We start from the raw sequence: 14043 nt of genomic DNA on the forward strand, positions 1-14043 counted from the left end.
AACAGACACAAGATTTACAACAACTAAGTATTTTTATAAAATTAGGCAGTGTAAAGGCGAAAATGGTTAGCTGCGTAACATCAGTTAATAATTTTGAATATATTCCTGAGTATACCACTTTGGAATAGAACGATTTGTCCATTTTGGTTTTATTATATCGTTATTCCATTTTACAGTTAAGTATTGCTGATATGCTTTAAAAGTATTAGAGTGATTAGAAAAATCAATTTGTAAATAGTCTGATTTAGTGCAATTGACGAATGGTGTCATATTATTATCGTCGATTAAATGCGAAGAATATTTAAGTAAGTTGCTGATTAATTGTTGAGTTTTATGTTTCTTATGATAACGATGTGTATATTCATGACAAAGAGCTATAAGATGTTCAGAAAGCCAAAACCAGTTATTTCTATTTGAAGATGCCCAAATAGTACAAGGGTGTTTCAAATGGGTAGGTTTATAAATATCAGGATATACAATTTGACTATTGCAGAAAATAGCAGTACTAAGTAATTGAGCAGACTCAACTATCATTTTTAGGACTCGTTTATTATCAAGTGCCTGTGCTGATAATATTGGACAAATATTAGTAATAAAAATGTTCATAATATGAATTATACTCAATTTCTTTAATTTAATCTACCATTTTCATATCGAATTTGGTCTTTATTTGCATATTTAATCCTTGATTATTTTTGCTTTATTACAGAATTTACCTTGCATATCAAATATTTGTACTACTCCTTCTGTATGAATATCGTGAGCTTTATCAACTAGATATTTTTGCTGTGGTGGAAACCATTGTAACACAAAATAAAGGACAGTGGTTGTAGTAATAGTTGATAAGCTAAGACTAATCGCTACCACAGGAAAGAAATTCTTGCTACGATTAATCCTAAGAGACTCAATATCATCTTTAATTTTATTGAGATTTTGACTACAGCTATTAATCGCTATAGTCATTTCATCTATTTTAAGTTGGTTGTGACTTTGAATTTCCTCAGCAACTTTAGGGGCTATAGCTATTATGCTTTTATCTAACTTTTCTGGTATTTTGCTTAAGATATAACACTCCTCACTAAGCTTAGAAAGATTTTTTTTAAAATCTTCCAACTGAATATTAATATTATTACTATATTGCTTAGTGGAATCACTAAAAGATGCTAAAATATCTTGAACCTCCCGTTTAATATATGGCAGTTCTTTAATAAGTTCTATACATGTAGTAAAGTGCTTGTCTACTTTGTCATAAACTGTAGTAAAGTCAGTCGTTATTTTTTTACTCATTTTTTACCATGAATATTCGTTAATGTATTATACTCGTTAGTTATAACAACATATTCTTGCCTAGCTTCTTGCCACCAAGGTTGATCCTTGCGTGGATATTGTGGTACTACTTGCTCAACATCTGTTATACTTGCTTGGTCATTTGAAATATCAGAAACACTAGCTTCCTGAACATTATAACTATCAATGGAATTATTATAATGCTCAGGAAACTTGCTTGCAGCAACAAAATATGGGTGTTTTTTAGGAACATCCACAGCTAAAGGCACTTTAATTCTAGCTATTCTAGCTTTTGGCTCAGGTAGTCCAACAAAACACTCTAAATCTGCTAAAGTAGCAAGATCATCGGTAGTGATTAAAGCTTTATGTTTAGTATTTTCACTATAGCTAATACCATCTCGAAACTCATGAGCTCCATAAGAAGTATTTTTTTGACTAGTAGCATATTCCAGTTGCCCAAATATCTCAGTGATAATTTTAGCTGTAGCTGGCTCATCACTTCTAAAGAGAAACTTAGTAGCAAATTGGCCAAAGATACTACTACCTTGCAACATACCAAAATTATCGAATATTTGATTAATTGATTGAGTAGCACAAAGAACGCACCCACCATATTTTCGTGATTCTGATATTAAAGTAGGAAAGCTAGGCAAATTACCTAAAGACGCTAGTTCATCGATAATAAACCACATACGTCTTTTTTCATTGATCCCTATACCAATTAGACATGAAATTGCTAGTTCAAATAAACAGCTAGTTAGCGGCATTGTAACGTTTCGCATATCTGGTCTGTTACTCAAGAATAACCAAGCGGGACTGCCTTGGGCTACTTCAGTAAAATATTTGGTCAGGGAAAACTTTTTTTCAGAGTCAAATAAGAGATTTAGAGGAGCAGTACTAGTCGCCAGCACTGATAAAATAGAACTAGCAGTAGTCTTATTACTGGCTGTTAAATATCTAGCGGCTACTGTATTAGCTAACTTTTTCTCAAGTGATTGCCTAGAAGATAGCTGTAACATTTTCTGCAGTTCAGTAATTGATTTATTGCCTTCTTTTATTAAGGATTGAACACAAGCACAAAAAATAGTTGCACTACTATTATTCCAAAATGGATCAAAGCCGCTACTAGTCTTCTTGTTAAACTTAAACAGTACTTTAGCAAATTTATCTAACTTTGGATCAATATATTCTGCTTGTTCATGATTATTACTATTATTAGAACTAGTATCAGTCCAAAAATCCCAACTATGAGATCTAGCATCTAATGGATTAAAGATAATATCTCCTCTATCCGGGTTATAATATCTTTCTATCATTTCCCCTGTTTGATCAACGACCAATGCTGGTTGTTGAAAGTTCCTGATTTGCGGAATTAAATTATTAAACAAATTAGTCTTACCAGAACCAGTAGTGCCAATAGCTATAATATGCCTAATTTCGCTATCTTTAACAAGTCGCATGCTACCTACAATGAATTTACTTGCTTTATTAGCTTTATTTAAATAGTTAGTTATTTCTTTTGCTGACTTGATAGTACTACCGCTAATTTGTTTTTCTAGTGATACCGACTTACCAAATTTTGCCCACAGCAGAAAGATGCTAACAAAAATAGCAAACATCAAACCAAGGCAGAGTAGTAACTTAGCTTTGATAAAATTAACCAGCTGATAATAATTCTTACTAAATTTAGAGGAAGTCAAGATCAGTTGTGGATCAATATTACTCCTATATAAACCAGCATGATTATAGGCATTAATTAGGGTAACATATTCTTTGCCTTTAGGATTGATCATTACCTTAATAGGACGCACGCTATTATCAAAGTTACTGGCTAGTAAGGCTTTCTGATAAGTTACAGCAGCAGATAAATCATACAGTCTTAGCTTAGGGTAAGCTAAAACTATGGTAATTATCACACTTACAATACACGAAATAGCAATAGAGCGATTAAATACCTGCATAAACATCCTGATCTTATGCAAGAATATCTGACCACCACCTATAAAATTACTTAGCATACAATTTGACTAAATTTAAAGTAATAAGTTTATAAAATATATCTTATTTTAAAGACCAACCATTGGTATGTATATTCTCTTAATTTATTATCTATTATAATACATTTTCGATTAACCACTAAGTTCATGATGCTACTTTTCTTGAATATTGTTTAACTATCAGCAAATATTATTAATTTACTATAATCATTATTATCAGCAGCTCTTAGAGCTTCTAAATATTGTTTTCTAGTAGCATTATCACAAATTAAATTGCTTCTACCCCAACTAAATCTATGCTCATTATGACTTACTAATATAAGGTCAGCGAAGAGCCTAGAAAACCTTCCATTACCGTTTGGGAATGGGTGGATAAATACCAGCCTATGGTGAAATCTTATTGCAGTTTCTCGTAAAGAGTAAATTTTATGTGTTAACTGGTAAATAGTATTATCAAATAATAATTTGAGTTCCTGCCCTATATAAATACTATTTACTCCTATATTGGTTTGAGTTTTTCTAAACTTACCCGCCCAACTCCAAGTGTTATCAAACATTTTATTATGTAATTTTTGTGCAAAACTTATTGATAAAATATCTTGCCTTTTTCTCTGTAATACCCATTCCTCTGCTTTTAAAATATTATATTGTTCCCATTCATTTAGCTCACTTTGAGTGGTTAAATGTTTTGGTAATAAATTATTGATTTCATCTTGATTTAAAGGAGTAGCACCTTCAGCGTAAATAAATCTCATTGCCAAATAGTTTTTATATTATTTTTTATTAGTTCTTCTTTTAGAATTTCAATTTGCTCTTGCTGTTTTTTATCAATTACTTTTTGATCTTCCAATATCATCGAATGTGATATTTCCTTTAGCCTATCTATAGCCGTTCTTTCTGCTTGCTCTTCTATAATATTTAGTAAGTTTTTTTCTGGAACTATAGCATAAACTAACTTGCAACCTAGTTGACTTGCGACTTTTTCTAAAGTTGCAAGGGTTGTCTTCATCAATACCTCATCATTTTCTATACGTAAGATTCTTTGTTTGCTAACCCCACACCGACGAGCTAGCTGCTGACTTGTCATACCGATTGCAGTTCTTATGTTTTTTAACCATCCGTTACTTGGTATTATCATATTTTGTAATGGACTTAATTGATTCATTAGCTGTTTGCAGGTTAATTTTCTTAAAGACCAATTCATAATTATAAACTCATAAGTAAACTTATATATTACTATAACATCATATAAAAACAATATACATATTGTTTTTATATGGATTCAGTACTACTAATAATCTGCAAATGCAAATTATTAGTAGTAATAATAATTCAAAAAATACTACTACAAATAAACTAATGTAAATTTATAGTACCATCCTAGCTCCCAAGCCAAGACAATAGTACCTTTCTTGAATATTGCTTATGATGATATGGCTTGGCAGAATGATAAAGTCTGACGACCTTTTGCCAATCACCATGTTGCAGATATAAATCAGTTAGTAGTTTGCCTGCATATTCAACGTTATTTTTAGGAGTAAGCATTTCATCAAGACTAGAAAAATGTCTTTTATGCCAGTACCAATTGATTTGCATTACGCCAATATCAATATTTGTATGTCCTTTTCTCAGATAAGAAAGTATATTTTTAGATGCTTCCGCCTTAGATTTGGCAATGAACGCTTTACCACCTAAATTTACTGCATAAACTTTCATTTCAGACTCTACTTCAGCAATAGCTTTCAATAAACCACTTGGTATATTATGCTCTTTTTCAACTGTGCTAATTAATCCCGCTAAATCTTGTGCAAACACCATATTTTGTGAAAAACCAACTATTATAATAACCAAAATCTTGATTATTTCTTTACTTAAAATATCAAACCATGATATTATTGATTTAGGTATGCTAAACTTGAGGCTTGTTATGAATTGGATCAAATCACGGCTAAATAAAGATAATTTTTGGAACTTAATGTTTTGGCTGGGGATATGCTTTAGTGTTTTTTTGAGCGAACAAATAGCAGATTTTTCAGGTATTGGAGGTTTGGTTTCCTTGGTTTTATCACTAACTTTAATACCATACATACTTACTAGATTTAACCAAGTTAAATACACTGACAATAAAATATTCTTAAATAGCCAAGGTGAAGACTTAACAAATAGGCTACCCAAAGGGTTAGGGATAGTATTTTTAGTTAATATATTTTTTACCACTGCATGCATATCTAAAAATTTTAATGAATTAACGATTGCTTCCATTATTGGTATAGCTCTTACCTTACCTATCTTATATTTCATATGTAAAAATACTCCTATTTCTATTTTATTTGACAAAAATGCTTGGAAAGAAGAGGTTATTGGTATGAAAGCAGGAACATATCATGCTAATTTTCCCTCTTCTAGTTTTAATAGCAATTCCTATAGCAGTATTAGTCATAGTAATACTATAAGGTCTCCTGATATTATTAATGATCCTTCTTATAGATATTTAAGTTCTAATATCTATAACTCAGATCGTTAATTGATCACTGCTTACTCATCTTTCGGTTTAACTTGTCGTGCATTTTCATACGCTCCTTTGTTAACTTGAGTTGTCCTTTGCGATCCTTTAGTTGGTCCACCTATTCCTAAAGGACCACCAATAAATTTCCCCTGTCCAATTCTATCTTCTTCATATTTATTAATCTGTGCCTGTAAGTCTCCCTGCTCAAGTATATTTACTTGCTTGATATTATTATATTGCTCGGTATTTTTGGCAGTTACTTTTTTGTACTGCTTTTTAAGTTTTTCTTCTTTTCCATGGATATTTGTCGTAAATTCTTCATTATTAATGTTAATACCTCTTTTTGCTGTTGCTTCTTTAACTTGTGAGCTTGGATTTCTATTAATTTTCTTATCATGTTCATTGCTAAAATCATTTAATGCTTTTTCTGCATGTTGACCCGATATTTGGTGCTTACCACTATTTATTTCAGGTATTAAATTTTGTAATTCTTCAGAGGCTATTTTATTCCATACTTTCATCACGTCAGGATGCTGCTTGTCTACTAGCTTCCTCACAGAGTTTGCATCCATACCAAACTCTATTACGCAGCGGTCTAACACTTCTTGATACATATCTTTGTTAACTGTCGCTGATTCTAATTCAAGTCTGCTTTTTGTTTTGTACCAATTATCTAATGTTTCTTGACGCATTGATACTTGTTTTTCTAATCTTTGTTGCCATTCATAACTGCTTCTTACCGCCTCGCTATAATGTTTTTCAGTACTATTATCCTGACCCCATGCTTTATTTGACGCAGCTTTAACAATATTAACATAGCTTTCATTAGTATTATTTTGTCTAGATATATCAATCTCCTCACCAAATGATTGATCACTAGAGTTTTGACCACTTATTGATCCTTCTATATTACTAGATATACCAACACCAGTAAGACCTTTTAGTGGAGTACTCAATGATGCACCTACTGTCAAAGCTGTTCTTGCAGCTTGATGCCAACCATAACCATACTTCTCGTTAAGCGATCTAGCATTATGTACTGCTTGCTGTAAAGATTTCGCATATTCTCCAGCTTTACTATAATCAATTGTTTTCCCACTATGTTCACGCTGTGCTATATTGGCAACAAAATCAGCTGTGTCACTAAAAGTATCATTCCTTGCCTCTGACAACGATCTTTGATCTGATTTAAGCAAACTTTCAGACGTGTGTATGCCTTGAGTTACATGATTCTGGGCTGTTTGTTCTAGATTAAATTTGGTGATACCAACCGAAGTGTTAATACCTTGACCACCACTGTAAATTACGCTACCATCAGGATTATTGCGAGCTATACTACCATCAGCTTGTTGCCAGCTATTGCCACCTTCAACATATTGCATATTATAGTCCGTCTTATATCCTGACTTCATATAGTGTTGGCTATTTCCTTCTGAAACATTATCAATACTTCTGTTACCACTTGCTATCTCTGCTCCTATACTACCCGATGTTGCTTGCAGTCCACCAATAATTGAGCCAGCTAAATGACCAAGACTGTTAACACCCGATTGCATAATAGCAAATGCCAAAAATGGTATTACCATTTGCAAACCTGCTGCTACTGTTACTATTGTATCAACGTGATTTAGGATTGTGCTGCTACTACTGAAACTTAACATTAAACTTGAGCCAGTTTTTAAATTACTATAAGTACCCATGATCATATTAATAATAGCATTTAATGACGGCCATAATTGTAGTGAGGCAACTAAAGTCAGATAAGAAGTATATTTTGCTATGCCACCACTAAAGATTAACATTGGCACTAAAAACATAAACGAGGCATAGACTATGCATTTTATTACGACTAGTAACATTGGTAAATACAAGCTAGCCATATCACTTGATAATAACCAACCACTTTCTTGGCTGGTTCGAGAACGAGCTACTGCATAGTTACTTGCGGTATAATCAGATATACTGTTAATCATCATTTGCTGCCTTAGTATGTCACCTGCTTTTTGACCACCTCCATAAAGACTACTAATATTTTTCTCGAGAATATTTGATAGGATACTTGATGAACTGCTTGATGACCTAGCTGAAGGGACATAATCTGATCCACCTCTTGCTTTAGCAAATTCTGTATTGGCATTTTTTGATACTACCCTTTTGATCTCTCCATCAAAATAATTCTCAAAGAGATTTGCTGCATCTTGGCAAGTAACATTACGCAGATTCTTACCGTTTCTAATGTAAAGACGGGTCAATGTGCCAGCCTTGCTACTCACTAATTTCCAAATATCAGGAGTATCTATTAATTGTTTAGGAGTAAACTGATAGCCTATCATTGCTGGTAGTACAACACATTGCTTGATAAAAGAACGCATATTTTCTACAAACTCTGGGTCTTTAATACGAACCTGACGTAATTCCTTTTTTAGTCTTGCACCAAATAACATACCATAATTATAATAAGAAAATATAGGTGACGTACTAACAAGAGCTTCTATCGGTGCATATACTTGTTCAAAACCAATAGTGACCAAATGACCAAATTCTTCTAATATGCCAACGGGCAGGGCAAAAGCTATAGGAATATTATCAACCTTGCCTATTATTTTACTTACATGATCTTTAATAATCATTTCTGTTTTAGGCAGTAATAATGCGTTAATTAGTACAATCATACCAAGTACTTTAAGTACATATGCCCGCCACACCATAGAATTATTACTGTAAGTTATTCGAATACAATAATAGCAGCAAGTCAAAACACATAAACTATTGACTAGATCTGTATAAAACTCACTATTGCGTAGCATTGCAAGGCCATTTAATATATAATACAAAGCATCGTAATAACCATAAGTATGAATTGTTAAATCAAGTTCCATATTTCTTTACCTATTTACCTTATTATCCTTTTCCTACCTAGCTTTTATCCATCCATTTGATTAGTGGACATAAACTCCTGAAACTTCATTTCAAAGTATTTTTCCTCTTGCAACATTCTCATCTTGGTTTGCTCAATAATATTATAACGCCTAAAGGCATTTTCTCTGTTACTTATCAAAAAGCTAATAGTGTTATTGACTTCCTGCTCAAAGTTGGTAAATACTCCTATATCTGCAAGCTGCAAGTAAGAAAGCTCTGATACTGCTTCAGAAGTTTGTTGTAATAATTTAGTAAGGTAGTTGGTTACTACGTCATAGCATAAGCTTTCAACAAATTCAGCTATCCGTACTGTTAAGTAAGCATTATCAGTATTAGTAGCAAGTTCTCTCTGAATCTTGTTAGTTAGTGGAATGGATGATAAAGCAATTAGATTTTCTTCATCCTCAGTAAAATTACCGTTATTATTCTTTATTTTCTTAACCATAGAAAATAGCATCTGATCAATGCTACCATATAGTGTATCTTTATCGGATAACCTAGTTTTGGCTTTTTGGGGGAGTAAGCATAAGTTTGTTTCATCACACTTATACAATTCTACATCTACATTACCACTACGAACTCCAATAAACTCCCCTATTAATTCCTTATTAACCAATGATTTTTTATGAGTTATTGAACGACGTCCTTCAGCATCTTTTTTGCCAATAATAGTCCCTGATATGCTCATGAGTAATTCTTTAAAAGTAGTAGCATCTCCTGAGCTATTTATTTTCTTATCAAGAGCCTTCCATACCAAATTAAAATTATCACCAAGTAAACTCTCAAGTTCTTTATTGCTTTTGGTTGGATCACCAGTATCATGTTTTGCCTTGTCTCTAATATCTGCCATATCACTTCCTCTGCCTGTCATTACCAAGTCACTTTGGCGGGTAAGTTCTGCTCCTTTATCCATTTTACTTGCTAGACCATTACTGATCTGAGTAGCCATGTCACAAGAATTAATATTGAATTGGTTGATATTTCTTTGCATTTGCTCTAAGTAAGTCATAATATTCTCACATTGCGGACAGATGGTTTTAATTGCCATAATTGCCGCATAGCCGCCAACATTTTGTACCATTTCTTTAAGGAATCGTTCCATAGCAGCACTTTTCAAGAACGATAACGCTCCGCCTCTGAGATCTAACTGTGCTCCACAAGGCAATCCTCCAAGTTTACAACTAGGAGCTTGAAAATTAAAAAGCTGTAAATCTTCTATAGGTGGCGACTTAATTAGCACTGATCCGCCAATTATATGACCTGCTAATTGATCTTGTACGATTGCTGATCTAGTTACATTACTCATAGTACCACTTGGCATAACGCTTTTAATTAACTTCTCTATACCTGCATAACTATTGCTGCTTGTGAAGATACTGATCAATACTAACCAAACAATAATTATTATTTGAGCCAAATTCTTAATTACCATTTTCTGTTACCTTAAGTATATTTTCTGTATTATTCGGATAATTGCTTAAATACTCACTTGCCAGTAACCCAGCTTCCTCAAGCTCTGACATCGATGCTGTACCTCTAATGAGTTCGAAATGAATATTACTATCATTTGTAACAGCTACAATTGTTGGAGCTTTTTGCAAGTTTAGCTTTTCAGCAATTTCCTGATTTTGATAAGTTTTAAAGTATTTGCTTATGCTACCATCTAGACTAACTGCTTCTACTTTAAATCCATATTTTTTAGCAAAGTCATTTAGTACTGGCTCTAGAGCTATGCAATAAGGACAATTTGACGAAAAGAATACAAAAAGTTCTATCTGAGTAGCAAGTAGCTTAAGCTTGCTAGCTAGCTCTTGTTGATCAATATCTTCTTTTATTCTTCTACCATATAGATTAATTGGACTGTCAATTAAATTGATAGTCTCAGGATACAGGAAATTCACCATCCTAAAGGTATGAGCAAGTTTTAAACTATTATCTAACATCGAGGCTTCCTTTTCTTTATACCTTCTTGCATGTTCAATATTTTCAGGATATCTGATCATCATAAATTTTAAGGACTCTAGCTCTTTACTAAATTGTTCCACTTCCTGCCTTGCTTTGACGTATTCTTGCTCTCTTTGTTGCTCTATGACTAATGCCTCTTGTTGCTTCTCTAATTCTTTTAGCAACTCCTTCTCCTCAAACCATAACCAACCACGATATCTTTGTTCAAAGAAACCTTGGGCATAGCTAGTAGAGAAATAAGCTATTAATGATAGAAACAATATTAATCTCATAACTTGCTAGATCCATAGCCATTAATTAGGTACTCTTTTAACACACTAGATGCCGATTTTCTAAACTGCACCCTAGATTTGGAATTAACTCGGTAACCTACTGATAAGATTGCATCCAAATTATAATATTCAACTTGATATATCTTACCATCAGCAGCAGTTGTTGCATTTTTTGCAACAACTGCTAATTCTTCTAATTCACCTTCTTTAAGTATATTTTTTAGGTGTCTTGAGATTACTGATTTATCTCGCTGGAAAACCTCAGCTATTTGATTTAAAGATAACCAAACAGTTTCATCGTATATCTGAACATTTACGGTCACTTTTCCATCTTTACTTTGATAAATAGCTATTTTATTCTCTTGCTTCGTCTTAATTTGGCTTTCTTGTCCTATATTAGTCATATTTTTTTCTTTATTTACTGTTAACTCTTTGTTAAATTATTATTCTACTAAACTTTTTAATCACCACTAATAGTTCCCATTAATTAAATCTTGTTCTAGAATTTTATCCTTTGTAATAACTGATCTTTAGTAGGACAATTCTGACAAGAACTATGTCCAGTATTTGACTGTCTCTTCAGCTCAGCTAACTCTTGTTCTTTCACTTTCCTTTGTGAAGTTTTTGCTTCATCTTGTTTCTTCTACTCTGCTTGTTGTGTTTGCCTTATAGCCTCTCCTTTACGTTCCTCTTCTGCTCCTATATTCCAACCAGCTTGATTATTTGCCTGATTATTCGGGTTGTCATCATATTGCCTGATATTTTGCAGACTACCCTTAACCCTCATGCTCATATCTCCGTTATTTGGTGCTTTATATTTGCCAAAAAACTTTACCTTAAACTCCTCGATAAACTCAGTGAAATCGACGCGATTGAAATCTATTCTTAATATTTCATCTAATGTTAAACCACGACAATTAGGATTGCCGCCACTACCAAAACTCATACCAAGCTGCTTCCGACCTTCAACCTGTATGACCTTGTCCAGCATTTGACCAAAACAACAATAATAATGCTTGACTATCTTTGTTACTCCTAGATTCTGCTTTCCCTCTTTGCCAACATAAACACATAGATTCTTTTTACGCTTATCGATCAGCAACTGCTCATCCTTACTGCAGCCTGCTCCAAAATTTTTACCCCAACCTTTCTGATCTACTGAGCAGCAATTACTGTAACCGATTGCCTTCTTACTACAATGCATGCTAAGCCCTTCAAACAACTTAACATTCATGCCGTTACCTGACTTCAACTGACTTACTGCATAGAGCTTGGAAATGGAATCCATCATTTCACCATTGGTCATATAGCTTTTATCCACGCAGTTACCATCAATACACGGTATACCTTTACATACAAGACCTTCCGGACCTTCTTTTTCCTTAAATCCTACCCGCACTTTCTGACTCTCGATAGGCGATGGTATCCATCTCTTACAAGAATATTCCTCTTTCCTGTTAACACAATTACCTAAGCTATCGGTAAGCAAACACTCTAAAAGTGCAACAAAATAGCAATGTGCATATTGATCACAGTTATTTTTACTCGGATAATTACAAATTTTATTATACCCCCATTCCCAGCAGTCTCTATGTACCTGAAAACCATCTATTACCCTTACGCCACTAGCTAAACACTTCTTTTGTCCTTCTTGGCAAGGATAATTGGGAACAAAGTTTGATCTCCCAGTAGCCAATGCTGTTGTTTCAGTTGCTATGCTGAACATTACGATTACCTTCAATAATGAAATCCTTATTATTTTCATTAACTTCATGACTCTTATCACTCTAACCTACATTGCTCATGCCAATTCTCCTGCCAATATGTACAAATACGCTCACTTACATCTAAATTAAAACTTACCTCGTTGTTTCCACGACCAATTGCCTTGATCTCCAGTATATTGTCTCCTTGCCTTATATCAGGCAACAAGTTGATTACTTCAACTCTAGACCTATCAGCTATAGAGTCTAAACCTAGAGCATATTCACCAAAACCAGTACTAACTATTGGATAATTAGTGGTGACTGTCATTCTCTTACCAACCTTGCCGGCATATTTTCTTTTGCCTTTAGTTTCAATTGACCTATGACCATTAAGAAAAAGGTTATTTCCCTGAGCAGGACCAACAAATATCACCTGACCATTTAACTTAAACATAATAAATGTACCGTAACTAGCAGCAGTTAACTGTACTTTAGTAAGCATTGCCACTTTAGCGGATATATTAAAACTTATCTGCCAAGTTGCTTCCCGAGCATGGTAAGTTGTTCCACTCGCTTTATTAATAAAACCGTGTACTGTACCGTCTCCATAACTACTTGATTCACCACCACCACAAAGCCTCCTAAAAAGACTGCAGGGTTTCGGACCATATTGTTCTACAAAACTAATACGTTTAACTAAGCCTGCTATATTTTGGGTGTATTGCATACTCGATTGACTAATTGTTAATTCAGCTGGCTTCTCAGAAAATTGCAAACATTGTAGTGTAAGTCCATCAACACAAGCGTATCTATTACGTAAGCGTTCACAGAAATACTGGTCATATATGGTATCTCCCTTGGCTCTTTCATCTCTGCGACTTAGCTCCATGAAATATTGCGGCTCTATCTCCTTATTGCCTTTAACCGTCTTACAATCCACTCCTATATCTTTTAGTTTTCCTAGCAAATTATCCATCATCTTACCAGATGCATTTGCTATCATTTCCGCATCTTGTTTATGAGCCATCATTCCAGGTCTGCTATAATCAACAAATATCTCGTTATAGAACGGGTCTTTAGCTGCTTCCCTCCGTCCTTTGTTACTTAAATCTCCTGCTTCTATACTACTTAACCTATCCGCTTCTGACTCCGCCTTATCATGACCTACTAAATCACCTAACCCTTGACTATTCTCTACTCCTCTAGCAAAACCTGCTTTACTATCTTCTATTTGTCTACTCCAACTTTGATAATTGTCTATATTCTTTTCAAACAATGGATCTACCTCATTAATATTGGTCTTATTGATTGGGTCTAAATATTGGGCTTCTGCACAAGTAATAGTTACCATTAAAATTATTAGAACTATCTGCCTCATCCTTCTCATCTTT

The 14043-nt window shown here is 33.6% G+C and carries 13 protein-coding genes; 1 reads left to right on the forward strand and 12 read right to left on the reverse strand.

What is annotated here, in order from left to right:
* Window positions 1–84: 84 nt before the first annotated feature.
* The 6 genes from AAGD53_RS01025 to AAGD53_RS01050 all read right to left on the reverse strand — a co-directional run bounded on the left by AAGD53_RS01025 (window position 85) and on the right by AAGD53_RS01050 (window position 5585).
* Complete coding sequence (locus tag AAGD53_RS01025) at window positions 85–606, reverse strand: pyrimidine dimer DNA glycosylase/endonuclease V (protein WP_341762943.1); 522 nt, start codon at window positions 604–606, stop codon at window positions 85–87.
* 72 nt (window positions 607–678) lie between these two features.
* A complete protein-coding gene (locus AAGD53_RS01030) occupies window positions 679–1287 on the reverse strand; it encodes a hypothetical protein (RefSeq protein ID WP_341762944.1) in 609 nt (202 codons plus the stop codon).
* Entirely contained in the window at window positions 1284–3305 is a 2022-nt protein-coding gene (locus AAGD53_RS01035) for a type IV secretion system DNA-binding domain-containing protein (protein ID WP_341762945.1), read from the reverse strand. The genes AAGD53_RS01030 and AAGD53_RS01035 overlap by 4 nt, the downstream gene beginning before the upstream one ends.
* A gap of 152 nt (window positions 3306–3457) precedes the next feature.
* Entirely contained in the window at window positions 3458–4039 is a 582-nt protein-coding gene (locus AAGD53_RS01040) for a mobile mystery protein B (RefSeq protein WP_341762946.1), read from the reverse strand.
* The gene (locus AAGD53_RS01045) at window positions 4036–4488 is read right to left on the reverse strand and encodes a mobile mystery protein A (protein ID WP_341762947.1); all 453 of its coding nucleotides are present in this window, start codon (window positions 4486–4488) and stop codon (window positions 4036–4038) included. The genes AAGD53_RS01040 and AAGD53_RS01045 overlap by 4 nt, the downstream gene beginning before the upstream one ends.
* Before the next feature lie 176 nt (window positions 4489–4664).
* Window positions 4665–5585 carry a transglycosylase SLT domain-containing protein gene (locus tag AAGD53_RS01050; RefSeq protein WP_341762948.1) on the reverse strand — a complete coding sequence of 307 codons (921 nt, stop codon included), beginning with the start codon at window positions 5583–5585 and terminating at the stop codon, window positions 4665–4667.
* 64 nt (window positions 5586–5649) lie between these two features.
* Between AAGD53_RS01050 and AAGD53_RS01055 the strand changes: the two genes are divergently transcribed.
* Window positions 5650–5808: a hypothetical protein gene (locus AAGD53_RS01055; protein WP_341762949.1), complete on the forward strand. Its 159-nt coding sequence runs from the start codon at window positions 5650–5652 to the stop codon at window positions 5806–5808.
* 11 nt (window positions 5809–5819) lie between these two features.
* On the opposite strand, the gene AAGD53_RS01060 is transcribed toward AAGD53_RS01055, so the two are convergent.
* From AAGD53_RS01060 to AAGD53_RS01085, 6 genes are all read right to left on the reverse strand, one after another.
* On the reverse strand, window positions 5820–8669 hold the full coding sequence (locus tag AAGD53_RS01060) for a conjugal transfer protein TraG N-terminal domain-containing protein (protein WP_341762950.1): 2850 nt from the start codon (window positions 8667–8669) through the stop codon (window positions 5820–5822).
* 44 nt (window positions 8670–8713) lie between these two features.
* On the reverse strand, window positions 8714–10141 hold the full coding sequence (locus AAGD53_RS01065; protein WP_341762951.1) for a conjugal transfer protein TraH: 1428 nt from the start codon (window positions 10139–10141) through the stop codon (window positions 8714–8716).
* Window positions 10131–10946, reverse strand: a complete 816-nt coding sequence (traF, locus tag AAGD53_RS01070; RefSeq protein WP_341762952.1) for a conjugal transfer protein TraF — start codon at window positions 10944–10946, stop codon at window positions 10131–10133. The genes AAGD53_RS01065 and traF overlap by 11 nt, the downstream gene beginning before the upstream one ends.
* Window positions 10943–11350, reverse strand: coding sequence for a virulence RhuM family protein (locus AAGD53_RS01075; protein ID WP_341762953.1), 408 nt, complete (start codon window positions 11348–11350; stop codon window positions 10943–10945). Before AAGD53_RS01075 ends, traF begins: the two co-directional genes overlap by 4 nt.
* A gap of 239 nt (window positions 11351–11589) precedes the next feature.
* Window positions 11590–12672, reverse strand: coding sequence for a conjugal transfer protein TraN (gene traN / locus AAGD53_RS01080; protein WP_341762954.1), 1083 nt, complete (start codon window positions 12670–12672; stop codon window positions 11590–11592).
* 56 nt (window positions 12673–12728) lie between these two features.
* Window positions 12729–14039, reverse strand: coding sequence for a hypothetical protein (locus AAGD53_RS01085; protein ID WP_341762955.1), 1311 nt, complete (start codon window positions 14037–14039; stop codon window positions 12729–12731).
* Window positions 14040–14043: the final 4 nt, after the last annotated feature.

The sequence above is a fragment of the Candidatus Tisiphia endosymbiont of Melanophora roralis genome, from assembly GCF_964026575.1.
Lineage (GTDB): Bacteria > Pseudomonadota > Alphaproteobacteria > Rickettsiales > Rickettsiaceae > Tisiphia.